We start from the raw sequence: 25,964 nt of genomic DNA on the forward strand, positions 1-25,964 counted from the left end.
GCCAGTTCTGTTATGTTAGTGTGATGATGTTAAAATCTAAAAGATATGCCTGTCATGAAGTTCCTGCCAGGCATAGGAATGATGCCTTCCCAAAAAGCGCCTTCCCGCTTCGTAAAATACCGCTCGTCAAATACATTGTTCAATGTAAAACTGAAGCCCCATTTTTTCAATTGGTATTGCAATGAAAAGTTAACCGGATGATAAGCGTATATGGGACCATTTTGTCCATTGGCTGTTCCTGTTTCGCTATTTGCCAGATCAGTGTATTGCTTGCCTACATAAGTCATCCATGCATTGGTTGTAAACTGGCCCGCACCCAAACGGTTACTATAACGTACCCCGGCTGTGTAAGTGAGTTGGGGAGCATACACCATGTATTTATCTTTAGTGTTACCGCTTGTTTGTTTAGCATCCTGGTAAGCGCCGCTTCCATACAGACTCACATTTTTTACAGGATAAAGATCCAATTCCAGTTCTACTCCCTTCTGCAATGAAGTGCCTACATTTTGCCATACCTTGAATTGGTTATCCGGTGTCATCACCTGTACAAACTTATTTTTATAATCAATGATGTATCCGGTAAGGTTAGCGCTGATCCATGTTGCCGGTTGTGTACGAAGACCTAATTCATAGTTCATAGAAGTTTCGGGGTTCAGCTCGCCGGCATAAGAAACCGTGTTCGCATCCAGAGCCCAGTAGATGGCAGGCGGTTGAAAACCCCTGGAAACATTCACGAATACATTGCTTTTCTCATTGAACTTATATACAAGCCCGGTCGAAAAAACTACGGCATCGGAGTTGCTCTTTACATCCAGACCAATGTTATTGGTTAACGGGTTCTTTGCAGTAAAATCCTTCTTCTTATAATTCACCGAAGTATAACGCGCGCCTAGTGAAAAGGAAAATTGTGGTAAGAAATTGATCGTATTGTAAGCGTATACTTCTTTGATCAGGCTGGCGCTGATGCCGTAACCACTGGCCTTCCCAACTTCCTGGTTTCCCAGGCTCGCTGTCATGGTCATATCATTCAAACGATCTGTATGTAACCGGACACCTACTACAAAATTATTTTGCAGGTTCCCGATCGGGTTGTTATTCTGATAATCAGATACGATGCCTATCAGGTGGATATCGCGGATAAATGCAACCGTTGTGTCAAAGCTGGTACTGGCAGCGCTTTTCTTGCGTGATACAAACCAATCTCTTTTAAAGTAGTTACCATAAATAGAGGTATTGAGCTGTTGGTGCTCTGTCAATTGCTTATCCAAAGAAATGGTAGCCGTATAACGATCCGATGTAAAATGGTCAAACGGATGCTGACTGAGCTTGACATTTTGATCATATTGACTCTGGGTTAATCCACCGGGCGTTTCAGAATTTTCACTAAACCCATTCAGGTAAAAAGAAAGTTTGGTAGTAGCATCGATTTGATTGTCCAGTTTTACTGTGAGGTCGTTAACGCCGAATTGACTTCTTTCCCTAAACCCATCTCCCTGTCTCCTCACACCATTCACCATGTAGCCAAACTTACCATTGCTGCCGCTGGTATTTACTTCCGCTGTCAATGCATTCCAGCTTCCATAATTTAATTTCAATAACGTTGCTGGAACTGCCGATGCTTTTTTGGAAACCAGGTTAATCACACCACCTACTGAATAACCGCCATACAATACAGAAGAACCTCCGCGGATCACTTCCACTTTTTCAATCTGCTGAAGCGGTGTCATATAATAACCACCGGGGTCGCCATAATACATGGTACCATTGGGAATTTTGCCATCGATCAAAATCAAGGCACTTCTGTTGCGGTTGGGATCCAGTCCGCGAAGTCCGAAATTGGGTTTTAGTCCTCTGCCATCTTCATCAACAGCCACTACACCGGGAATACGGGTAATGACTTCTGTAAGGGATTGCGCGCCCGATTCACGGATGGTTCTGCCATCAATAACAGAAATGGAGCCAGGCAGATCCGATATTTTACGACGAAGTCCGCCGGCCGTAATGGTAACTGCATCCAATTCTTTGGCTGAACTTTCCAATCCAACATTCAAAACCGTATTTTGATTGAGTATAATTCTTCTTGAATGCGATTGTATATTCAAACCGCTGATATCAATAGTATAATTCCCGGGAGTCAGCTTCTTAAAACTATAAGCGCCGTCTTCACCTGTAATCACTATTTTGGATAATTCTTTTATCGAAACTACAATACCCTCTAAAGGATGATTGGCTTTGTTTGTAATAACCCCATGTAAGGTCAGGGTACCATTTTGTCCACGACTCATCTGTGCAATAAACGCAGCAACAAAAATGAGTACAACACGCGTAAATTTTCTCATCATTATTCCGATTTGTTTTAAAAAATTGATTGTGGCGCAAATTAAATACGGCTTAAAATCAACTTTTTTAAAATCGGGAAAACGATTTACGCATTCAGTAATTAAACGGGATGTAGTAATGTGTGATCATTTCAGCTGATACACCCTTACATAGTCTACATACATACTGGCAGGTATACGGGTATTATCTATCTGGCTGCCGGGCCAGTTGCCTCCTACCGCCAGGTTGAAGATGATAAAGAAGGGATTGAAAAAAGCGCCGGTACTGTTGATATTGCTGTTGAGGTTAACAGTGTGGTACAGTGTACCATCGATATGCCATTGAATGGAATTCGCATCCCATTCCACATCATACACATGATAAGTGGCAGGTGAGGAAAGCATTTTATCGCCGGAAGATACATGCTGCCCATTATCATAAGCATGTGCCGTACCATAAATAAGACTGTCGGCATTGATGTGTTCCATAATATCTATCTCACCGCATTTGGGCCAACCCACTGAACTAATGTTGGTGCCCAACAGCCAGAAAGCGGGCCAGAGTCCCTGTCCTACCGGCATTTTGATACGGGCTTCGATCCTGCCGTAAGTAAAACTTTGTTTTCCTTGCGTCTTCAACCGGGATGAAGTATATGGGTTATTACCTACTGTTTCTTTTTTGGCAGTGATCACCAGGTTGCCATCAACCACGGTTGCATTTGCTTTCTGATAGTATTCCAGTTCATTGTTTCCCCAACCGTTGCCTCCAATATCAAATACCCAGTTGGTGGTATCCAGACTGGTGCCATTGAACTCATCGGCCCAAACCAACTGATAAGTCTTAGTGCCGCCCGTGCCCGGGTTGGGATTGGAAGTAGCATTGGAAGCAGGCTGCCCTTTAGAGCATCCGCTGAGCAGGAACAATATTACACAGCAGGCTGTGCGTGACAGGTGCTGCTGGTCAAAAAAACGAGTTTGTGTTTTCATAGCGTGGTCAACAAAATAGTCAATCAAGTTACAATAAAATGATTATATAGCCGGTGACCTGTTTTAGGAAAGCTTTTTCGTTTTATCTTAGGATAAGATTATACTTCATTTATCTATATCAATGGAGAGCCATGAGAAAAATAATATCATTCCTGCTGACCAGTTCTTTCAGCGCAATACAATTGTTTGCACAAACCGATCGTCCGCTGCCATCTTCGCCCAGGGTAACCATTGCCAATGGTGTGTTGGAGGGCATAGATGCATCCGGTGTGTATATTTTCAAAGGTATCCCTTATGCCGCACCTCCGGTGGGAGCTTTCCGCTGGAGGGAACCACAGCCGGTGAAGCAATGGGAAGGCGTGCGCAAAGCAGACCAGTTCGGACCCAGGGCCATGCAGCGCGGGCTGTTCGGCGATATGGTGTTTCGTTCCAATGGAATGAGTGAGGACTGTCTTTACCTCAATGTATGGACGCCGGCTAAAACGGCCGGCAAAGCGCATTTGCCGGTATTAGTGTATTTTTTTGGCGGTGGTTTCATGGGTGGTGATGGCTCCGAGCCCCGTTACGATGGAGAGAGTATGGCCCGCAACGGGATCGTAACTGTTACCGTCAACTACCGGCTCAATGTGTTTGGTTTCTTTGCACACCCTGAACTAACCAAAGAATCGCCACACCATGCTTCGGGTAATTATGGGTTGTTAGATCAAAGCGCCGCCTTGCAGTGGGTACAACATAATATTGCTGCTTTTGGCGGCGATCCGCATAGGGTAACCATTGCCGGTGAATCTGCAGGTTCCATTTCAGTGAGCGCACAGATGGCATCGCCATTATCCAAACAGTTGATCGCAGGAGCCATTGGTGAAAGTGGTTCATTACTGGGTACGCTATCGCCGGTATCACTGGCTGATGCAGAACAAAGCGGACTGAAATTTGCCAGCATGGCAGGTGCGGGTTCGCTTGCAGCATTGCGCAACCTGCCGGCGGACAAGCTGCTGGAAGTGGCAGCTGGCCATGAGTGGGAATTATTCCGCATAACGATAGACGGATATTTTTTCCCAAAATCACCTCTCAAAATATACAACGCTGGCGAACAGGCAAAGGTTCCGCTGCTGGCCGGATGGAATTCAGAAGAAATGAATTACCGCGCACTGATGGGCAAAGACACCCTTACAAAAGAGAACTTCGCCAAAGCAGTACAAAAATTATACGGCGACCAGGCAACAGCCATATTGAATGTTTATCAGGCAACCACGCCTGAGGAACTGACACAGGCAGCTACCGACCTGGCAGGCGACCGCTTCATCGGATTCAGTACCTGGAAATGGACCGATCTGCACAGCAGCGCCGCCCAGCCGGTATACCGTTATTTTTATACACGGCCCAGGCCCGGAGCCAAAGGAGGCGCTGTACATTCTGCCGAAATCGAATATGCCATGGGAAACCTGCCCACCAATAAAGTATTCGCCTGGCAACCGGAAGATTACAAAGTGTCTGCCATCCTGCAAAGTTATTTTGTGCATTTTATCAAATCAGGTAATCCCAACGGAGAAGGGGTACCTGCCTGGCCTGCTGTACAGAAAGGAGTACCGGCTGCAGTCATGCATATTGGCGTACATACAGCAGCTCAAACAGAAATGCACCGCAATCGCTATCTTTTGCTCAGCCGGTTGATGCATTAAACAAAGAAGCAAAATAATTGCTGCATGGTTATTCGTATGCAACGATCGTAAAGTTGTTCGGAAATCCTTCCGAAACTTTATATATCATCTGCAACCATTGGGGGCCATAAGTTGCATACCAGGTGGCGAAATTTTCCACACGTTCCTGTAAACTGTTGTTGGGAAACAGATCCTGTTTGAGTTTGGCAATCTGTTTTTGCTGCGCTTCAAATTTAGTCTTCTCTGCGCGCAGCATTTTCTTTTCCAGTTCTTTCAAACGCTTCACCGCCTTTACTTCCAATGCTTCTACATGCTGCTTCAGGGTAGCATCGATAGCGCCTGTCAACGTTTTGAGTTTTTCATAATAGGTTGCCGCCTCTTTCAATTCATCTGTCAGGCAAAGCTTTACATTCGATTCACGCATCACCAGGTCATACACCAGGTTCTGTTCTGTATTGAAAAGTGCGGTAGGGTCAAAGCCAAGCTTTTGCAGTTTCTGTTCCTGCTCGCGCTGCATCAGCAAAAAGGAATTACGCAACACCAGTACCGGATAAGGTACCTGTATGGCTTCAAAAACAGCTTTCAATTCCAACCAATAAGCCAACTCTCCTCCTCCGCCTATGAATGCGATGTTGGGCAATATGGTTTCCTGGAAAGCGCCGCGCAGGATCACATTGGGACTGAAACGCTCGGGGTGCGCATCCAGTTCAGCAAGAATAGCCTCTTTGCTGAACCGCAATCCAAGCGTCTTCACTTCATATCCACCCCCATTCCGTTCTATTCGCTCGCGCTTATCATCCAACAGGTAAAATAAGTTGATCTCTCTTCCACCGGCTTGTACTTTATAGTGTTTACTCAACGAAACAATGGTTGTTGCTACCATTTGATGGGAGAAACCTTCCAGCAATTCTTTTTTCACTACTGAACGAAAAGCCGATTTCAGTTTGGCATGATCGGGTACCAGCACTACTACACCATAAGCGCCGAAGAGTTCGTTTACCAACTCCAACGTTGCCTGTTGGATGGTCTTTCCTTCCGTATAACATCGTTTGAATAAACCAACCAGTTCTTTTCCTTTGGGCAATACGGCTATCTGCCCTTCGATGGCGTGTAATACTTTCGTGAGCGCTTTGTCTACTTTCATTCTCCCTACGGCGCCTGTTTGCCGGGTATTCCAAACCAGTTTTTGTCCGCCCAGGTTGAGGTATCCCAATTCATCCAGGTCCGCATCTTCACTGCCCATATAATAAACGGGCACGAATTTGTATTGAGGCAGTTGTCGTGATAATTCATCTGCCAGCCGGACCGTATGCATGATCTTATAAATAAAATAAAGCGGACCGGTAAATATATTGGGTTGATGGGCTGTAGTAACAGTAAAAGTATTGTTTGATGCCAGTGATGCAATATGCTGCTGGAGTTTTTCTGTTACAGGTAACCCTTTGTATTGCGCTTGCAGGGTCTCTACCAGCAAAGCACGTGGTGTATCAAAAGCCTGCCGCTCATGTATGGCTTGCTGTATGCCTTCGAGGTTGGCATTGTGTTTATAAAAAGGCTGCAGGGAGGCGGATTGGTTAAGATAATCCGAAACGATCTTCGTAAAATATCCGGTGCGCTCGTATGGTATACGGGTGGAGGTATGGTTCATATAAGCTGCTAAATTACAACTTACTGTAAACTGCCGTTTCCGCTCCTGTAATAGGCCATTTCGAAATCAGGAAAAACGGTCGGGGTTGAATGGGCGGATGTCCATGCTCGTTTCCCGCTCATCCACAACTTCACTCACCAGTTTTCCCGTTCCTGCGCCCAAACTCAGTCCCAACATGGCATGCCCCGTAGCCAACACCACATTCTTCCATTGCCTGGTGCGTCCCAGGTAGGGCAACCCATCCGCCGAGCAAGGCCGGTAGCCATACCATATTTTATCGGCAGCAGGCATCGGCACATTGAATTCAGGGTAAAAATTTTTCACTGCATCCAGAATGCCCTGCACCCTTTTGAGGCGAGGGGGTGTTTGTGTGGAAGTAATTTCCATGGTTCCGCCCATGCGCAGCTTGTTGCCGTCCATCGGCGTCATGGCCACCCTGCCTTCCACCAATATGGCGGGATAGTTGAGCCGGTAAGGTGAATCTTCCAGGGTAACCGAATATCCCCTGCCGGGCACCAATGGTATACTGACATTCATTTTGGCAGCCAGTTCACGGCTCCAGGAGCCGCCGGCTATCACAACCGTATCTGCATGGTAAGCGCCATTGGTTGTAATTAGTTGAGTGATATTTCCATTGGCATTTTCAAAACGAATCACTTCTTCATTTGTTTGTATGCGCACGCCTTTTTGTTTCAGATCGGCTATCAGTTGCTGCATTAATTTGTTGGGATAAAGATGCGCATCACAACGAAAGAAAACAGCACCCTGCGCGTTGATCCTTGTCTGGGGTTCCATCGCCTGCAATGCATCGTAATCCAGCAAGGCAGTATCGGTCAATCCCAGTTCGCGGGCTTTCTCTACTACGTGTTTGGCATGTTCTGCACCTTCCGGCGTTTGGAAAATCTCTAACAATCCTTTGTGCTCATAAGCGAAGTTGAACTGCGGTAATGCTGTCCATTCTTCATACATTTTTTTACTCAGGATCGCAATATCCCTAAGCGGTATGGCTGAGTCTTCCACGTGCTGTTGGGTTGCGGCTTTCATGAATTGCATGCCCCAGTTGATCAAACTGCGACTTAGCCTCGGTTGCACATAAAAAGGACTTTTAGAATTCCACATCCATTTGAGCCCTTGCTTTACAATACCCGGTGTGGCAAGCGGTGTAAAATGACTGGGACAAACATATCCCGCATTGCCATAAGAGCAGTTACTGCTCATATCGGTTTTATCGATGACAGTTACTTCATGTCCGCCTGCCTGCAAATAATAAGCACTGCTTAAACCAATGATGCCTCCTCCGATGATAACGATCCGCATTTGTCTATAAATTATGATCTGATGCTAAATTACCTGGAATCCGTGGGCATAAGGATCATCATTCGCATCGATGCTGATCGTATTATACCCGTAAATTTTAGCCCATCCTTCGATGCCCGGAACAATAGCTGGCTTATCGCCTACTGTTGTTACCGCTTCGATGGTACCTGTAAATGTAGAACCTATGATGCTTTCATGCACAAACCTGTCTCCTTCTTTTAGTTTTCCTTTGGCATACCATTGTGCCATGCGTGCCGAAGTGCCCGTGCCGCAGGGCGAACGGTCGATGGCTTTATCTCCATAAAAAACCGCATTCCGTGCCGTTGAATGTTTGTCCAGCACCGCTCCTGCCCATAAAATGTGCGAGCATCCGTTGATGGTAGCATCCTGCGGGTGAACGAATGAATATTTTTCGTTGATGTTTTTTCTTAACTCACGCGACCAGGCTACCAATTGACTGGCTGTATAATGTTCCAGTCCCGGGAAATTGGGTTGCACATCTACAATCGCATAGAAATTACCACCATAGGCTACATCTACTGTTAATGTTCCTAAGTCGGGACAATTCGCTTTCAGTCCTTCCGAATCGAGATAGGCTGGTACGTTTTTCAGTTTAACCGATGTTACTTTATTGCCTTCCTGACGGTAAGAGATCAACACCAATCCTGCCGGCGCTTCCATGCGTACGATACCAGGCGTTTTGGGTTGAATCAATCCTTCTTCAATGGCAATGGTGATGGTGCCGATGGTGCCATGTCCGCACATAGGGAGGCAACCGCTGGTTTCAATGAACAATACCGCCACATCGTTTTGCGGGTCGTGCGGCGGATACAAGATGCTGCCACTCATCATATCATGTCCGCGCGGTTCAAACATCAATCCCTTGCGTATCCAATCGTATTCACGGAGAAAATGTTGCCGCTTTTCGCTCATGTTCTTTCCTTCCAGCACGGGACCTCCCTGGGCCACTACCCGTACAGGATTGCCACAGGTATGCGCATCGATGCAATGGAACAAATGTCCGCTCAACTTTTCTGTATGCTGCCTGGCAAAGGCAACCGGACCTGTCTTCATGTACGGATTCTTTTATTGAACAATGATGTTTAAATTTGTTATGACCCGATTGTTATATGGAAACCTACGGAAAAATATTGTTGATTGCCATGCCTGCTTTCCATGTTGGTGTGCCTGTACTTTGTATCCCGTAACAAGCAGAGCAACACAACGGTTTCCTTATAACAATATCAAAGAGCAAATCATATTTATTCTTTTCCCATTACACCATTGCGCATCCTCCAGATGTTCAAAGGATTGCCTTCCTGCAGGGCTTCGGGCAAAAGTGTTGGGGGGCAATGCTGGTAGCATACAGGTCTCACCCATCGTTTCACGGCGTTGATGCCAACAGCTGTAAAACGGCTGTCGGTAGTAGCCGGGAATGGGCCGCCATGTACCATACTGGGGCACACTTCCACACCGGTAGGCACTCCATTGAACACGATCCTGCCGGCAATAGCAGTGGCAGTATCGAGTAACGCTGGGTAATTGGCAAAATCTTTATCGGTACCCATTAAGCTGGTAGTCAACTGACCGGTTAGCGAGATCCACACTTTCAACAATTCATCCATATCCTTGCATCGCACCAGCAATGAATAGGGGCCAAACACTTCTTCGCGCAACAAAGGGTTGGCGAGGAAAGTAGTGCCGTCTACCATGGCAACAGTGGGCAATGCTTCCATCTCCTGCGGAGCGGTGGCTGCCTGTTGTATCACTGTTACATGCTGCTCGTGTAAAGCCGCTTCCATTTTTTCGTAATACGCTTTATGTATGCCTGTATGCAACATTTTAGCGGGAGCTACTGTTTCAATCGCTGCACGAAGGGTATCGATGAATGCTGGCAAGGCATTTGTTTCAATGGCCAACATCAGTCCCGGATTGGTGCAGAATTGTCCCATTCCCAATGTAATGGATGCAGCATATTGTTGCGCCAGCGCTGCACCGTTCTGCGCAATGGCATCCGGCAGGAATACAACAGGATTGGTGCTGCCCATTTCTGAAAAAACAGGAATGGGTTTTTCCCGCGCAATGGCGTAATCGTACAATGCCCTACCGCCTTTGTAAGAACCGGTGAAGCCAACGGCTGCAGTAGCCGGATGCTCTACCAGGTTTTTTCCTGCTTCAAATGAAGTATCGGTTACATGCTGAAAAACATGTTCGGGCATGCCGCAGGTTGTGATGGCTTGCTGAATGGCTTCATTCACCATTTCAGAAGTGTGCAGATGCGCCGGGTGTGCTTTAACTACTACGGTACAGCCGGCTGCCAACGCACTGGCAGTATCACCTCCTGCGGTGGAATAAGCAAAAGGGAAATTGCTGGCGCCGAATACCACAACAGGGCCCAATGGCAACAACATTTTACGAATATCAGGCCTGGGGGGATTCTTATCGGGTATGGCTGTATCTATCGATGCTTCCACCCAGCTTCCTTCGCGCAGCATGGTTGCGAACATGCGCAACTGCATAGTGGTTCTGCCCCGCTCTCCTGTTAACCTGGGCAAAGGCAGGTTGGTTTCTGCTGCGGCCTGGTTCAATAAATGATCGCCCAACGCTTCTATATTCGAGGCAATGGTTTCAAGGAAACGGGCTTTATCTGTAGCGGGTATTTTTTTATAGGCCGCAAATGCTTGTGCTGCCTGCTGCATGACCTGGTTGATAGCGGCATTCATTTGATTACAATTTTATTTGCAAATAATCCGGCAATACGGGGCGGGATGCGATACCATCATTGATGATCTTCAAAATCCTTTCACGCTCTGCTCCTGCCAAACTAAGACGTGGCGCACGTACATACTCCGCACCAACACCCGCCTGCGCTGCTGCTAATTTAATGTATTGTACCAGTTTGGGGTGAATATCCAGTTCAAGCAAAGGCATGAACCAACGATAGATGGCAGTTGCTTCTGCTATACGGCCTGCTTTAACCAGGCGATAAATGGCTACGGTCTCGGCGGGGAAAGCACATACCAATCCGGCTACCCATCCATCCGCCCCCAATGCCATCTCTTCCAGTGCAATGGTATCTACACCACACAATATGCTGTATCGATTGCCAAAACGGTTACGTAGTCTTGTTATATTCGAAACATCACGGGTAGATTCTTTAATGGCGTTGATATTGCTGCTGGCAGCCAGTTCACCGAACATGTCGAGTGTTACTTCCACCCGGTAGTCTACCGGGTTATTATAGATCATGATAGGCAGGTCTGTGGCTGCTGCTATGGTTTGAAAATAATGCACGGTCTCCCTGTCGTCACTTTTGTATCGCATGGGAGGTAATAACATCAATCCATCGGCGCCCCATGATTTGGCATAGGCCGATTGTAACAAAGCTTCCCTGGTGCTGCCTTCTGCAATATTGAGTATCACTGGCACTTTACCTTTCACTTTATCGATCGTGAACTTTACCAGTCTTTCTTTTTCATCGGTGGTTAATACACTGGCTTCACCTAATGTGCCACCCAATACCAGGCCGTCTACCCCGGCATCCAGTTGTGCCTGCAGGCTTTTTTCAAACAATGGCATATCCAGTCCGTCATTTGCGGTAAACTGTGTAGTGATGGCGGGAAAAACGCCTTTCCATGCAAACTGCATACGTATAAAATTTGAATCAAAGGTAGTTCGCGCCGGGTAGCGCTTATTGATCGCAATTCATCAATACTGATACTATTTTATCCATTTTTTAAATAAATATTTCATAATTGAATTAATTTAGGATCACTAATCGACTCCAAGGCCCTTTATGAAAATCGTTCCCTTTAAAATTCCCCGCTCAGGAAATGAAGCCATTCGTGTGCAGGTAGATGCCATGCCGCATCTTTACAACCACCTTCACCAGCACCCAGAGATACAGCTTACACTGGTGGTGGAAAGCCATGGCACGCTGGTTGCCGGTGATTATGTAGGCAGGTTTAGAGAGGGGGATGTATTTGTGATCGGCTCCAACCAACCACATGTATTCAGGAATGATGCGGTATATTTCAAGAAGAAACTAAAAGCCAAAGCCATTACATTATTCTTCGATGAAAGTACATTGGGCAACCTGTTTTGGCAGCAGGAAGAAGTAAAATCATTCCTTCCTTTTTTCAGGAACAGTTTGGGCGGGTATCGTTTCAAAGGAAAGAAACAGGAGCAGTTGCGTAATTTATTATTGCAAATAGCCAGTGCCGAAAAAATGGATAAGATCATCCTGTTCATGGAAATGATCAAACTATTGTCTTCTAAAAAAGAAACGACGGCTTTGTCCCATGCCGTTGTACAAAGGCCTATCCGCGATTTCGATGGCAGCCGGCTCAATGCCGTACTGGAATATACATTCCGGGAAAGCCATCGTACCATCCGGCTGGAAGAGATTGCTGCTGTGGCTAATATGACAGTGGTGGCGTTCTGCAAATATTTCAAGACCAGGACCCGTAAAACCTATACGCATTTCCTGAACGAGATCCGCATCAACAATGCTTGCAAGTTATTACTGGCCGGCGACCAGCCTATATCAACGGTTTGTTATGAAACGGGGTTTAGCAACCTTTCGCATTTCAACCGGATATTCAAAAAGATCACAGGAAAAACACCCGGGCATTACCGGACATCGGTATGATCAGATCACTTCTCCTTCGAGATCGTAATCGTAAGCTTTGGTAATTTTTACCTGTACAAATTCGCCGATGGTGAGTTTTTTACCCGCATGCACCACCACTTCATTGTCAACCTCCACACTATCGAATTCTGTTCTGCCTAAATAGCGGCCCGCTTCTTTTTTATCGATCAGCACTTTGAATATCTTTCCTACTTTTTCCTGGTTCTTTTCAAAGCTGATCTCCTGCTGCACTTCCATGATCTCCTGTGCACGTCTTGATTTTTCATCGGCCGGCACATCATCAACCATATCATAGGCCGATGTATTTTCTTCGTGACTGTAATTGAAAATACCTACGCGATCGAAACGATGTTCCTGTAAAAATGCTTTCAACGCTGACACATCGGCTTCTGTTTCGCCGGGGAAGCCTGCGATCAGTGTGGTACGTAAACAAATACCCGGCACTTTTTCCCTGATCTGTTGAATCAGTTCGGTCATTTCTTCGCGGGTAATGTTCCTGCGCATGGCTTTGAGCATGTTGTTGCTGGCATGCTGCAACGGCATATCGAGGTATTTGCAGATATTATCGCGTTCCCGCATGACGTCCAGTATCTCCAATGGAAATTTGCTTGGATATGCATAATGCAACCTGATCCATTCCAACCCTTTTACATCGGCCAGGGCATGTAATAACCTGGGCAATTCCCGCTTCTTGTAAATATCCAATCCGTAATAAGTAAGCTCCTGTGCAATGAGCATGACCTCTTTCACGCCTTTCTTCACCAATGCTTCCGCTTCGGCCACCAATTCTTCAATGGGTTTGCTTACATGCTGTCCGCGCATGAGCGGGATGGCACAAAAAGCGCAGGTGCGGTTGCAGCCTTCGCTGATCTTCATGTATGCATAGTGCTGGGGAGTGCTCAGTAAGCGTTCACCTAACAATTCGCTTTTATAATCTGCTTCAAACTTTTTCAGTATCAGGGGTAATTCCATGGTGCCGAACCAGGCATCCACTTCAGGTATTTCAGATTCCAGGTCGCCGCGATAACGTTCACTGAGGCAACCGGTCACATACACTTTGTCGAGTTCGCCTCTTCGTTTCAATTCTACCTGGTCGAGAATGGTGTTGATGCTTTCTTCTTTGGCTTTATCGATGAAGCCGCAGGTGTTCACCACCACGATGTTATGGTCCAGGTTTTTGTTTTCATGCACCACGGCAATATCATTGGCAGCGAGTTGTCCGCTCAACACTTCACTGTCTACCAGGTTCTTGCTGCAACCCAGCGTAATGATATTGACCTTATCCTTTTTTAAACTCCGAACTTTCATAAGCGGTAAAAATACCGCAAAAAGGCGAGTCAGGCCCGGTAATCTTCCCTGTTCATATAGAAGAGGTCCAGCGGTTTTTGCTGTTGTGTTACAGGTACTTTGCGCATAAAGCCCGCTTTTTCCAACACTTTGCGGGAAGCGGTATTAGCGGGTTCGGTAATGGCAAAAATGACAGCACGTTTCGTATTATTAAAAAAATACCCAATGCCTGCTTTCAGTAATTCCACCGCATAGCCACGGCCCCAGCATTCCGGCATCAGTCCGTACCCGATATGAATATCATCGGTGCCCGACATATAAAGAAGAGAAAAAGTACCCACAAAATGACCTGTATGTTTATCTGCTACAAAATAACGACCTAAACAGGAGCCCGGCTGGTACAGGTTGAGGTTCTCTGTGAGGAAGGCATCGCATTCGGTTCGGTTCTTCACCGGCCTGATATACTGCATAACAACCGGGTGGCTGTTGAAGCGGTAAAAGTCTTCAGCGTCTTCCTGAGCAAAACGCCTGACCGTTAGTCGTGCTGTCTCAAATATTTGCATAGGTTATGAAAGGTTGCCGGCAATATGATCCATGATCTTTATTGCATGCTCCCTTGAGTTCTCAATAAAAAGGCTATGCGTATCCATGCCACCACAGATCACACCTGCCAGGTATATTCCCGGCACATTCGTTTCATGGGTGACGGGGTCGTAGCTGGGCTTTCGCACTACATCCTCCGATAATTCAATGCCCAGTTTTTGCAGGAAAGACAGGTCAGGCTGGTATCCTGTAGCGGCGATCACGCAGTCATTGGCCAGGGTGATCTTCCCTTCTGGTGTAAAGATATCCACTTCCTGTTCTCTTATTTCACTAATACAGGAATTGAAATAAGCTTTGATGGAACCTTCCTGTATGCGGTTTACAATATCCGGCCGCACCCAGTATTTCACACGGGTACCGATCTCTTCCTGCCGTACCACCATTGTGACTGCCGCGCCTTTGCGCCAGGTTTCCAGTGCTGCGTCTACTGCCGAATTGTTCGCTCCTACTACCAGCACTTTCCGGAAAGCATAAAAATGCGGATCGTTATAATAGTGTGTTACTTTGGGCAGGTCCTCTCCGGGCACATTCAGCAGAAAAGGCATATCGTAAAAACCGGTTGCCATTACAATATATTTCGCCTGGTATGAATGCCCACCGGATGTATGCACTTCGAAACCATTTGCGTTTTTTCCGACTGTTTCCACTTTTTCAAACAAGCGGATATCCAATGCCGCAGCAACAGCCACCCGCCTGTAATATTCCAGCGCTTCGTTCCTCGTGGGTTTGGCATTGTTGCTTACAAAAGGAACACCCCCAATCTCCAGCCGCTCCGAAGTGGAGAAAAAAGTCATGTTCACCGGGTAATGATACAGGGAGTTCACCAGGCAGCCTTTCTCCAGGATCATATAACGCAATCCCCTGACTTTCGCTTCCAGTCCGCAACAAAGACCAATAGGCCCTGCCCCTACAATGATGATGTCCAGTGTTTCCTGCATATATCTCTACGCTATTAAACCTCGTTTTTATTATTTGTGCACCTCGCTTGAGAAATGGAATTGAATATCGGGATTATTGGTGATTTCCGTATTCAAAAACCATTCGCTTTGCGCCAGGTACACCGGGTGGCCGTCTTTGTCTTCGGCTGAATTCTGCTGTTTGAAACGCAGGAAATCGTCGAGTTTCTTTTGATCATTGCTGGTAAGCCAGCAAGCTTTGTAAAAAGGCATGGCCCTGAATTCACAGGCTGCACCGTATTCCTGCAACAAACGATATTGGATCACTTCAAACTGGAGTTCTCCCACGCAACCTATGATCTTCTTATTGCCACCGAATTGGGTGAACAATTGCGCCACACCTTCATCGGTGAGCTGACTGATGCCCTTTTCCAGTTGTTTGGTCTTCATGGGATCTTTGTTCACCAGTTCCTTGAATATCTCCGGTGAGAAAGTGGGAATGCCCGTGAAGAAAAAATCTTCTCCTTCCGTGAGGGTATCTCCTATTTTAAAATTGCCTGTATCGAACAAACCTACTACGTCTCCGGCATACGCATCTTCAATCACATCTTTGCTGCGCGCCATAAAACTGTACGGGTTGCTGAAGCGTATGTCTTTATCGAGGCGTACGTGATGATAATATTTGTTTCGCTCAAAACGCCCGCTGCACACACGCATGAATGCAATACGGTCGCGGTGTTTGGGATCGAGGTTGGCATGGATCTTAAATACAAAGCCGCTGAACTTGTCTTCATCCACACTTACTTTCCTGACAGATGTTTCCCTGTCGCGCGGCGTGGGGGCGATCTGAATAAAAGTGTCGAGCATTTCCTTCACACCAAAATTATTCACGGCGCTTCCGAAGAATACCGGCGCCACTTTACCCGACAGGTAATCGGGTACATTCAGTTCACCGTGTACCCCGTCGATCAGTTCTACATCTTCCCTTAATTGTTCGGCATCTCTATCTCCCACTTTGGTATCGAGCAAAGGATCGGAAAGGTCGCTGATGGCAATGGTATCGTCTTCTTCCGCCTTGGTGCTTGCCGTGAAAAGGCGCAGGTTTTTTTCATGCAGGTTGTATACGCCCTTGAATTCTTTACCGCTGTTGATGGCCCAGGTCATGGGGTGCAATGAAATGCGCAGTTCTTTTTCTATTTCTTCCAGCAGATCGAACCGGTTCTTTCCGTCGCGGTCCATTTTGTTGATGAAAACGATCACGGGTGTATCCCGCATGCGGCAGACTTCCATCAAGCGGCGTGTTTGTTCCTCTACCCCGTTTACGCTGTCCACCACCAGTATAACGCTGTCTACCGCCGTAAGTGTGCGGTAAGTATCTTCTGCAAAGTCTTTGTGACCGGGGGTATCGAGCAGGTTGATGAGGGTGTTTTCGTATTCGAAGGTCATCACCGAAGTGGCCACCGAGATACCACGCTGCCTTTCAATTTCCATGAAGTCGCTGGTAGCATGTTTTTTAATTTTATTGCTTTTCACTGCGCCGGCCGTTTGTATGGCGCCGCCGAACAGGAGCAATTTCTCTGTGAGGGTTGTCTTACCCGCATCGGGGTGTGATATAATCGCAAATGTTTTGCGCCGGTTGATCTCCTTCTCGTATTTCATATAATGGGCGCAAAAGTACGAGGGAATAGGTGATTTCTAATACATAATCGTCACCCTGAGCGAACGGAGTGAGTCGAAGGGCCTACCGAAAGCTTCAGCAGGTCCCTCGGCTCGCTTTGCTCGCTCGGGATGACGATAGAAAGAGAAGTTAAATATCAATGGCTTCGCCATAAGCGGCGGCGGTAGCTTCTTTCAGGCCTTCGCTCATAGTGGGGTGCGGATGCACCGCATTGAGAATCTCGTGGGCTGTGGTTTCCAGTTTACGGGCCACCACTGCTTCAGCAATCATCTCGGTTACGTTGGTACCTATCATGTGGCAACCCAGGAATTCGCCGTATTTGGCATCGTAAATCACTTTTACAAAACCTTCGGTAGCGCCGGCTGCGCTGGCCTTACCGCTGGCCATGAAGGGGAACTTGCCCACTTTAATATCATAACCGGCTTCTTTAGCAGCTTTCTCTGTGTAACCAACGCTGGCGATCTCCGGTGTACAATAAGTACAACCGGGGATATTGTTGTAATCGAGCGGATCGGGCAGGTGATTGTGTTTTTTCTCCAGGTAAGCCATGTGCTCGGCAGCATTGATACCTTCTTTAGAAGCTACGTGCGCGAGTGCTTGTCCCGGTGAACAGTCACCAATTGCATAGATACCAGGAACAGAAGTTTGCTGGTATTGATCCACGATGATCCTGCCTTTTTCTGTTTTGATGACATTCTCTTCTAATCCGATGTTCTCTATATTGGCCACAACACCTACCGCGCTCAATACCACATCTGCTTCCAGCGTAACGGTGCTGCCATCCTGTTTTTTAACGAGGGCTTTCACACCGGCGCCACTGGTATCTACCGATTCTACAGAAGCGTTGGTCATGATCTCGATGCCTTGCTTCTTGTATTGTTTTTCCAGTTCTTTTGAAATCTCTTCGTCTTCCACCGGAACCACGCGCGGCATGAATTCTACGATGGTCACTTTGGTACCCATGCTGTTATACACATAGGCGAACTCAACACCGATGGCGCCACTGCCTACCACGATCATGCTCTTGGGCTGATTGGGTAATACCATGGCTTCGCGGTAGCCGATCACTTTCTGGCCATCCTGTTTAAGGTTGGGCAGTTCGCGACTGCGGCCGCCTGTTGCAATAACAATGTATTTGGCTTCCACTACCTGCTTGCTGCCATCGGCGGCGGTAACTTCTACCTGGCCTTTGGCTTTGATCTTACCATAGCCCATGATCACGTCGATCTTGTTCTTCTTCATCAGGAACTGAACGCCTTTGCTCATTTTATCGGCCACACCGCGGCTGCGTTTGATCACAGCGCCAAAATCGGCGGTTCCGGTGGCATTGATACCATAATTGGTACTGTGTTTTATGTATTCGTACACCTGCGCACTTTTCAGCAGGGCCTTGGTGGGAATACATCCCCAGTTGAGGCAAATGCCGCCCAGGCTTTCCTTTTCAATGATCGCTACTTTAAATCCTAACTGAGATGCACGGATGGCCGCAGGGTAACCACCCGGACCGCTACCAATGACAATGACGTCGTATGCCATAAGATGTTGATTGTTGAATTAAACAGATATGCAAACATGGATTTGCGGATGCGAAAATACTGGAAATCAGCCATCACTCAAAAAACACCCTTACCGTCTGGTAAAACCATTTATTGTGGCTCTGGCTTCCACCCGATTGCTGCATTTGCTCGTTAAAGCCCTGGAGACCGAACAGACCGGCCATATTACCGTTTCGGAGCGCTATTTCGAGGTAACCGGCCGAATTGAACCAGGCCAGTTTTTCCGTTTCGGGAACGGCGGCATAGTTATCGCTGATGGTATCGATGACTTCATTGCGCTTGAAAACAATTTTGAAGCGCCGGCCCTTGCAGTGGTCGTTGAATTCTTTTTGGGTGATGTTGATGACCACATTCTCGAAATTGTCGATGAACAGTATCTGTCCTTCGATCCAATCCGGACCATAAGTAGGCCGCAAAGGATACTTCTCAACGATCTCCCCGGCAGCCACCTCCCCTGCCAGTCCACCCCGATGGATGATACGTGTGATAGCCGTGGCGGCCAGTTGGGTGAGTTCCAGTAATGTGCGTTGGCCGCCAGCAGGTATACGAACGATCTCATGGGGCTTTTCCGCGGTGATCATGGTAAGCAGGCCATTATCCGGACAGGTAATGAATTGATCATTGAATTTCGCCACCAGCAGATGCGTGACTGGTGTCTCGAATACATTCACCAGGATAAAATGATGGGTACCTGCCGGAAAATAACGGAAAGCATTGCCGCAGATATAGGCGGCCTGCGGAAAGTTGGTCTGCGAAAGCTGGTGCGTGATATCGCATACCTGCAACGCAGGATCCAGAGACAGGAACTGGCCCTTGATGGCGCCTACGAGAAAGTCGCGCTGGCCTATATCGGTTGACAACGTTAAGATGGGCATGCCGGATGATAAACGTCTGGAAAGATGAGTTATTTCACCAATCTTCCATTTTTAAAGAAAAAACGATGCACCAGTTTATCGGCCAGGGAGGGCAGGAACCGGTTGAGGAACACAGTTTCTTTTCCCCGGAAAGTGAGCACCAGGGTCCTTTTCCTTTTGCTGATCGCTTTCAAAATATGCCTGGCACATTCTTCGGCGGTCATCATTTTTTTTTCGTCCATCGGTGATTCTCCCTGTGCTTGTCCGTCTTTGTTGAGCGCCGCATTACGGATATTAGAAGCAGTGAAGCCCGGACAAACCCACATCACATTCACACCGCTGTGCAGTAATTCAGTGCGGAGGGCTTCCAGGAAACCATTGACAGCATATTTGGAAGCGGAATAGCCGCTGCGACCGGGCAATCCGCGGAACCCGGCGATGGATGAAACCCCTACGATAGTTCCTTTGTTTTTGAGGATATGCGGCAGTGCGAATTTGGTGCAGGAAACCGTGCCCCAAAAATTCACGTCCATCACTTTGCGGATGGTCTCCAATTCTACATCCTGTACCATAGCGCGCATAGAAACACCTGCGTTATTGATCAGTATATCGATGGTGCCGAAATTTTTAACCACGGCATCGATAAAGCTCTTGCTTTCCTGCTCTTTGCTCACATCGGCCGTATGGATCATGAAGGGTTTACCGGGATAAGAAGCCTGCAAATGATAGAGTTTATCGTAATTACGGCCGCAGGTAGCCACTTTGGCTCCCTGGTATAAAAAAGCGTCTACCAATGCCTTTCCAATTCCTTCAGAACCGCCCGTGATAACGACTACCTTGTTTGTGAAGTCCGACATATTATGCTTGTTGTTACTGCAAAAATAGGCATAACTGAAACAGTTATCAGCAGTAATGTGGGTAACTGGCTGAAAAAAGATTTATAAAAATTTGGCCATTTTTTTATTTCTCCTATTTTTGCACTCCCAAATCAAACACGGGGTATTCATCGAAAGGTGAATGGTTCGATTCCGTAGCTCAGTTGGTAGAGCAATACACTTTTAATGTATGGGTCCTGGGTTCGAGTCCCAGCGGGATCACCATATGGGACAAGTCAAAATTCAAACGACTTGTCCCATTTTTTTTGCGCTTTAATTCCTTGTCTATTAAGGATATAACGTCAATAACTTCGTTCACTCTTTTGGTTCGATGTTCGTAACCGTCGAATACGACATTTTCGGGGAACATCGAACCAACTACTTTTCTTTTTAGTTCTACTGACCCTTCTTTATACATCGTATAAAGCTGTGCAATGTTACTGAAAGCCTTATCCCATAGGGGTTCTATTGTTGTTTGAAAACTTACAGCAGCCTTCAGTTTTGCTTCCAGACGATTAATCTTTTCCTCACATTCGGATTTGATTGCCCGATAATCATCACCTTCAATATCGCCACACAAAAGCAACTCTCTTGCTTTGACAACTTTAGTATTAACTTCCTGCAATTGTGACTTCAAATCTTTTTGTTCATCTCTTTCCCCACGTTCTTTTGATTTGTATGTTGAAGTAATTACATCTTTACACATTTCAAGTCTTGATAGAGGCCACACATATTTTTTAATTTCTTCAAACATCTTATCATTTGCATCTGTTGCTTTGTAACGAACACCGCAAGCAGAACTACAGTGATAATAGTGGTAATATTGCGTTCTTCCCTTTGACGCACTACCAGTCAGCATTCGCCCACATTTTGGACAAATTAGGAATCCTCTCAATGGAATATTATCATCTGCCGTAACCTTTGTACCTAAAACCCGTTTGCGTCCATCCAAGACATCCTGAACATCGTAATAAAGCGTTTCAGGGATTAACGGCTCGTGTTGTCCTTTCACTAACAGGCTTTCTTCTTCCTTATACTTTGGAATAAATATCAATCCGCAGTAGATTGGATTTCTTATAGCAACCCAAAAGTTATTTTTGCTGCATGTTAATCCCTTTTCCTTCGCTTTTTTCCATACCTGTTCTGTGCTGAACTGATTACGGGAAAGTTCCTCAAACGCCCATTTCATTATGTCACCCTGAATATCTTTCGGAGCGATATATTTCTTACCATTCTCATTAACCTTATTAGCATAACCTATAGGAGCAGTGCCCATCCAACGGCCTTCCTTTTTAGCTCTGCGCATACCATGAAACACATTTAATGCCCTGCGGTCATTTTCTACCTCCGGCGCTGCGAGGTAAAATGCCAGCATCATTTTGTTTTCAGGAATGGAAAGATCAAGCGGTTGTTCTACTGCCTGCGGCTCAACACCTAAACGCCGAAGAGTACTAATCATTTGATACGCATCCCCGGCATTGCGACTGAACCTGTCCCATTTTGTAAATATTATTAAGTCAGTATGCCCTTTGTGTTTACGTAATTCCCCCAACAATCCAGTCCAAGCTGGTCGTTTAAACGTCTTAGCTGAGTGGTCTTCCAGTATCACTTTCCTGACCCGTATATTGTTTATTTCACAGTATTTCCGCAAACGTTCCTCCTGGTCGCGTTGCGAATAGCCTTTATCGGCTTGTTCGTCCGTACTTACCCGTACATAAAGGTCTGCTATTTTCATACTATAGATATTTAGCGTGATATGATGTAAAGATAAGAAGAAAAATAAGAATGAACAAGATTTAATAGAATTATCACGTCAAAATTTACTAAATTTGACACATCTTTGTTTAATAGACAAGAAACGACAAGGTTTAATAAAAGATACCCAACAATGAAAATGCAGTCAATGGCTGCAATTCAACATTAATAAAATGTAACATGGCAACACCGCGAGAAAGATTAGTAGAAGCCCTAAAGTTCCTGAAAGAATTACAGGACAACGGGGTTGTCGGTATTCATACCGATGAGATACCTAATAGAAAATACAGGGAAATACTGCTTAAAAACGGCTTTATCCGCGAGATAACAAAGGGATGGTACATACCTACCGATCCTGCGGAAAAAGCAGGTGAAACAACTTCGTGGTACAGCTCTTATTGGGACTTTATTGCCAAATTTCTTAATAACAAATTTGGAGAAGAATGGTGTTTATCAGCAGATCAGTCGCTCCTTATCCATGCGGGAAACAGTGCCGTACCCCAACAGTTAATGATACGTTCGCCACAAGGTAATAATAATCCTACTCCCTTGCCGCATAATACCTCTTTGTTCAATTTAAAGGCAAATATCCCGCCTGCGGATAAAACCATTATAGCAAACGGAATCAGAATATACAATCTACCGGCTGCATTGGTTTATAGCTCTCCAAGTATTTACACAAGAAACGCCATAGATGCCCGCACAGCCCTCGCATTGATCAGGGATGCTTCAGAAGTATTGCCTATCCTGCTGGAGAACGGACATACAACATTCGGAGGCAGATTAGCAGGTGCTTTCAGGAATATAAACAGGGATAAAATAGCCGACCAGATTGTTGAAACGCTCAAACAAGCCGATTACGATATACGGGAAGAAGATCCTTTTGAAACCAAAATAAATCTTAACCTTTCTTCCCGTGAACGTTCTCCCTATGCCAACCGAATCAGGCTTATGTGGCAGCAAATGCGTGAAATCATTATTGCCAGCTTTCCTAAAGCGCCGGGCATACCTGATGATACACAAGCCTACCTTAAAGACGTTGATGATATTTATGTTACAGATGCTTACCACTCACTTTCCATTGAACGGTATCGTGTAACACCTGAACTGATTGAAAGAGTAAGTAGTGGCCAGTGGAATAGTAAAGAGAATGAGGAAGACCGCAAGCAAAGAGACGCTATGGCTGCCAGAGGTTACTACCAAGCATTCTTACAGGTGAAGGAAACCATTACAGCAATACTGAACGGCGCCAATTCAGGAAAGCAGGTTGATAAAGATCATTCCAAATGGTACAGACAACTTTTTGACCCAAGTGTTGCCGCAGGAATTTTAAAAGCAGCAGACCTTGCCGGCTATCGAAGTCATCAGGTGTATATCGGCAATTCCAAGCATGTCCCATTGAATGTGGATGCCATGAGAGATACCATGCCTGTACTATTTGAATTGTTGGAAGAAGAACCAGAAGCATCGGTTAGAGCTGTATTAGGCCATTTCATTTTTGTGTTTATTCACCCTTACATGGATGGCAATGGAAGAATAGGACGTTTTTTAATGAATGTAATGCTTTCTTCAGGTGGATACCCCTGGACTGTAATACCCGTGGAAAGAAGGGCTGATTATATGCAGGCATTAGAGCAGGCAAGTGTAGCGCAGGATATAACTTCGTTTGCTTCCTTTATTGCCTATTTGGTGAATGAGCGGCTACATGGAAAGATCGTGGCTAAACTGCCGGAAACTAAATAGCGCAAAGAACTATACTCTATTCCGCATAGCTGCTAAACCCTGCTTTCGGTTCAAATGAACACCATTAGCAGGGGGCGTTGTACTGGCTATTATTTCATCCGCTCTATGGGTTTTGTTTTTCCTATTTAGCAATGTGATGGCAGCGTTTACTTTTGTATGCAGAAGTTTTGCGTCATTAAGCGTTAGGTTTTCAGGAAATAGTATGCTGACTATTTTTCTTTTGTGCATAACAGTTCCGTTTTGAAATAACTCATCTAAATGCGAGATGTTGGAAATGGGAAGATTCCATAGCAGCTCCATATTACCTGAAAAGGAAGTAGATGTTTGTAGCTTTGCTTCAATTTCTGTCATTCGTTCGCTGGCTTCTGACTTAATTGTGCGATAGTCTTCACCTTCAATTTCTCCACGAAGCAACAGTTCACGAGCCTTCGAGAGCCGATGCTTTACCTGATCCAGTTGAGCTATCATGCGTTTCTGGTCTGTTTTTTCTACATTGCTCACACTCATGTAAGTGGCGGTAAGAATTTCCTTGAACAATTTAAGACGGGGAACATCTCTGACTTCATTTCCGATTGTTTCTATCATTAAATTGTTTGCATCATCCGCTTTATAACGCACGCCGCATTCAGAACTGCAATGATAATAATGATAATATTTTTTCCTGCCTTTTGAAGCACTGCCGGTTAAAAATCTTCCGCAATTTGGACAAATCAAATAGCCTCTAAGGGGAATGTCATCCTGCGCAATTACTTTTTTACTTACAGCTTTTCTCTTTCTACCGTCCAGCACATCCTGCACATCAAAGAATAGCGATGCTGTAATAATCGGCTCGTGTTGTCCTTGCACAAGCTGGCTTTGTTCATCTTTATGCTGAGGAACAAAGATTAGTCCGCAGTAAATAGGATTTCTTATCGCTACCCAAAAATTATTCTTACTGCATTTCAAACCTTTCTCACGGGCTTGTTTCCAAATTTGTTCAGTGTTCAGCTTATTGCGATAGATTTCTCCAAATGCCCATTTCATTATTTTAGCATCCTGCTCTTTCGGTGCAATGTACTTCCTGCCATCTTCCGTAGTTCTGTTCACATAACCAATAGGAGCTGTGCCCATCCAGCGGCCTTCCTTTTTAGCTCGCCGCATACCATTGAATACATTTAATGCCCTGCGGTCGTTTTCTACCTCCGGCGCTGCGAGGTAAAACGCCAGCATCATTTTATTTTCAGGAATGGATAAATCTAACGGTTGCTCCACCGCCTGCGGCTCTACTCCAAAATGCCGTAAAAGGCTTATCATCTGATAGGCATCTCCAGCATTACGGCTAAATCTATCCCATTTTGTAAAAAGGATAAGATCGGAATGCCCCCTTTGTTTCCGCAGGTCAACCAAAAGACTTTGCCAGGCTGGTCGTTTGAAGGTTTTTGCTGAATGATCTTCAAAAATAACCTTGCGTATCTGGATGTTGTTTATGTTGCAATACCTGCGCAATCTTTCTTCCTGATCACGTTGGGAATATCCCTTGTCTGCCTGCTCATCTGTACTTACTCTGATATAAAGGTCTGTAATTTTCATAGCCTATCTTTCCTTTGTTATGATTAGAATATCATGCTGCTGATTACTAACGTACTGCTCAACGACTATGTTTGCCATGCTATATAAGAAGTCGAGTATTATTTGCGCTTCTTCCATATTGACGTTAATACCATCTTTACACAAGATTTCTATTGCCTTGTCAGGAGTTATTCTTATCAACACATCATCATCCATCTCACACCTCCTTTATAAATAGAAAAGCCCATCAACAGGCTTTCCTAAGTTTCCAAATCAAATAATCTTAATCACTCCTTTCCACGAAATAAATCTTGCTCCCTTTGTTTTTGTTGAATGATGGTTCATACCTTATGTAGCCGTATTCGCTTAATTCCCTCACGCATTTGTGGTAGGTGATAGCAGAGGACAATTTTGCAATAGTTAATATCTCATGGCTGAACGCCTGGATAGGATTGGCAAAGTCATTCTGTACGCGGTACTGTAACAAAGCGGCGTATATGCCTATATGGGTAATGCTAATGCGGGCATCAGTTCCTATGGCTTCAAAAAAATCCGATAAGTAACACAACCTGTCCATTGTCCATGCTTTT

Annotated in this window: 19 protein-coding genes, 1 tRNA gene and 1 pseudogene; 4 read left to right on the forward strand and 17 right to left on the reverse strand. The window is 45.7% G+C overall.

The annotated features are described in order from the left end of the window. Nucleotides 1-29: 29 nt before the first annotated feature. Nucleotides 30-2,339 (reverse strand): TonB-dependent receptor, encoded by a 2,310-nt coding sequence (locus tag BLU98_RS05060; protein WP_257574715.1) that lies wholly within the window; start codon nt 2,337-2,339, stop codon nt 30-32. Between the two features lie 126 nt (nt 2,340-2,465). Further along, on the reverse strand, nt 2,466-3,305 hold the full coding sequence (locus tag BLU98_RS05065) for a glycoside hydrolase family 16 protein (RefSeq protein ID WP_092722918.1): 840 nt from the start codon (nt 3,303-3,305) through the stop codon (nt 2,466-2,468). A 131-nt stretch (nt 3,306-3,436) separates the two neighbouring features. Between BLU98_RS05065 and BLU98_RS05070 the strand changes: the two genes are divergently transcribed. Further along, nucleotides 3,437-4,984 carry a carboxylesterase/lipase family protein gene (locus tag BLU98_RS05070; RefSeq protein WP_092722668.1) on the forward strand — a complete coding sequence of 516 codons (1,548 nt, stop codon included), beginning with the start codon at nt 3,437-3,439 and terminating at the stop codon, nt 4,982-4,984. A gap of 28 nt (nt 4,985-5,012) precedes the next feature. On the opposite strand, the gene bshC is transcribed toward BLU98_RS05070, so the two are convergent. The 5 genes from bshC to BLU98_RS05095 all read right to left on the reverse strand — a co-directional run bounded on the left by bshC (nt 5,013) and on the right by BLU98_RS05095 (nt 11,576). After that, nucleotides 5,013-6,611: a bacillithiol biosynthesis cysteine-adding enzyme BshC gene (gene bshC, locus BLU98_RS05075; RefSeq protein WP_092722670.1), complete on the reverse strand. Its 1,599-nt coding sequence runs from the start codon at nt 6,609-6,611 to the stop codon at nt 5,013-5,015. Nucleotides 6,612-6,677: 66 nt separating this feature from the next. Beyond that, the gene (locus BLU98_RS05080) at nt 6,678-7,928 is read right to left on the reverse strand and encodes an NAD(P)/FAD-dependent oxidoreductase (RefSeq protein WP_092722672.1); all 1,251 of its coding nucleotides are present in this window, start codon (nt 7,926-7,928) and stop codon (nt 6,678-6,680) included. Between the two features lie 24 nt (nt 7,929-7,952). Continuing rightward, nucleotides 7,953-9,002 carry a 4-hydroxyproline epimerase gene (locus BLU98_RS05085; protein ID WP_092722674.1) on the reverse strand — a complete coding sequence of 350 codons (1,050 nt, stop codon included), beginning with the start codon at nt 9,000-9,002 and terminating at the stop codon, nt 7,953-7,955. Nucleotides 9,003-9,190: 188 nt separating this feature from the next. Continuing rightward, on the reverse strand, nt 9,191-10,651 hold the full coding sequence (locus BLU98_RS05090; RefSeq protein ID WP_092722676.1) for an aldehyde dehydrogenase (NADP(+)): 1,461 nt from the start codon (nt 10,649-10,651) through the stop codon (nt 9,191-9,193). Nucleotides 10,652-10,655: 4 nt separating this feature from the next. Beyond that, nucleotides 10,656-11,576: a dihydrodipicolinate synthase family protein gene (locus BLU98_RS05095; protein ID WP_092722678.1), complete on the reverse strand. Its 921-nt coding sequence runs from the start codon at nt 11,574-11,576 to the stop codon at nt 10,656-10,658. 148 nt (nt 11,577-11,724) lie between these two features. On the opposite strand from BLU98_RS05095, the gene BLU98_RS05100 reads away from it, so the two are divergent. After that, a complete protein-coding gene (locus BLU98_RS05100) occupies nt 11,725-12,579 on the forward strand; it encodes an AraC family transcriptional regulator (protein WP_092722680.1) in 855 nt (284 codons plus the stop codon). Here BLU98_RS05100 and rimO read toward each other — a convergent pair whose 3' ends face one another. The 7 genes from rimO to BLU98_RS05135 form a co-directional block, all read right to left on the reverse strand. After that, on the reverse strand, nt 12,580-13,887 hold the full coding sequence (rimO, locus tag BLU98_RS05105; RefSeq protein WP_092722682.1) for a 30S ribosomal protein S12 methylthiotransferase RimO: 1,308 nt from the start codon (nt 13,885-13,887) through the stop codon (nt 12,580-12,582). It lies immediately after the preceding gene. A gap of 29 nt (nt 13,888-13,916) precedes the next feature. Next, on the reverse strand, nt 13,917-14,429 hold the full coding sequence (locus tag BLU98_RS05110) for a GNAT family N-acetyltransferase (protein WP_092722684.1): 513 nt from the start codon (nt 14,427-14,429) through the stop codon (nt 13,917-13,919). A gap of 3 nt (nt 14,430-14,432) precedes the next feature. Continuing rightward, nucleotides 14,433-15,407: a YpdA family putative bacillithiol disulfide reductase gene (locus BLU98_RS05115; protein WP_092722686.1), complete on the reverse strand. Its 975-nt coding sequence runs from the start codon at nt 15,405-15,407 to the stop codon at nt 14,433-14,435. A 30-nt stretch (nt 15,408-15,437) separates the two neighbouring features. Continuing rightward, on the reverse strand, nt 15,438-17,024 hold the full coding sequence (locus tag BLU98_RS05120) for a peptide chain release factor 3 (protein WP_092722688.1): 1,587 nt from the start codon (nt 17,022-17,024) through the stop codon (nt 15,438-15,440). A 148-nt stretch (nt 17,025-17,172) separates the two neighbouring features. Further along, the gene (gene lpdA / locus BLU98_RS05125) at nt 17,173-18,579 is read right to left on the reverse strand and encodes a dihydrolipoyl dehydrogenase (RefSeq protein WP_092722690.1); all 1,407 of its coding nucleotides are present in this window, start codon (nt 18,577-18,579) and stop codon (nt 17,173-17,175) included. A gap of 73 nt (nt 18,580-18,652) precedes the next feature. Beyond that, nucleotides 18,653-19,474, reverse strand: a complete 822-nt coding sequence (locus BLU98_RS05130) for an SAM hydrolase/SAM-dependent halogenase family protein (RefSeq protein WP_092722692.1) — start codon at nt 19,472-19,474, stop codon at nt 18,653-18,655. Nucleotides 19,475-19,503: 29 nt separating this feature from the next. After that, nucleotides 19,504-20,310, reverse strand: coding sequence for an SDR family oxidoreductase (locus tag BLU98_RS05135; RefSeq protein WP_092722694.1), 807 nt, complete (start codon nt 20,308-20,310; stop codon nt 19,504-19,506). A gap of 167 nt (nt 20,311-20,477) precedes the next feature. On the opposite strand from BLU98_RS05135, the gene BLU98_RS05140 reads away from it, so the two are divergent. Continuing rightward, a tRNA-Lys gene (locus BLU98_RS05140) sits at nt 20,478-20,553 on the forward strand. A gap of 580 nt (nt 20,554-21,133) precedes the next feature. Here BLU98_RS05140 and BLU98_RS18030 read toward each other — a convergent pair. After that, nucleotides 21,134-22,063: pseudogene (locus tag BLU98_RS18030) on the reverse strand (recombinase family protein); the annotation flags it as partial. A 200-nt stretch (nt 22,064-22,263) separates the two neighbouring features. Here BLU98_RS18030 and BLU98_RS05150 point away from each other — a divergent pair. After that, nucleotides 22,264-23,826 (forward strand): Fic family protein, encoded by a 1,563-nt coding sequence (locus BLU98_RS05150; protein ID WP_092722696.1) that lies wholly within the window; start codon nt 22,264-22,266, stop codon nt 23,824-23,826. Nucleotides 23,827-23,835: 9 nt separating this feature from the next. On the opposite strand, the gene BLU98_RS05155 is transcribed toward BLU98_RS05150, so the two are convergent. Further along, nucleotides 23,836-25,395: a recombinase family protein gene (locus BLU98_RS05155; RefSeq protein ID WP_092722698.1), complete on the reverse strand. Its 1,560-nt coding sequence runs from the start codon at nt 25,393-25,395 to the stop codon at nt 23,836-23,838. Between the two features lie 262 nt (nt 25,396-25,657). Next, a complete protein-coding gene (locus BLU98_RS18175) occupies nt 25,658-25,951 on the reverse strand; it encodes a hypothetical protein (RefSeq protein ID WP_092722702.1) in 294 nt (97 codons plus the stop codon). Nucleotides 25,952-25,964 lie beyond the last annotated feature (13 nt).

Source organism: Hydrobacter penzbergensis (assembly GCF_900106985.1).
In the GTDB taxonomy this organism is placed as follows: domain Bacteria; phylum Bacteroidota; class Bacteroidia; order Chitinophagales; family Chitinophagaceae; genus Sediminibacterium; species Sediminibacterium magnilacihabitans.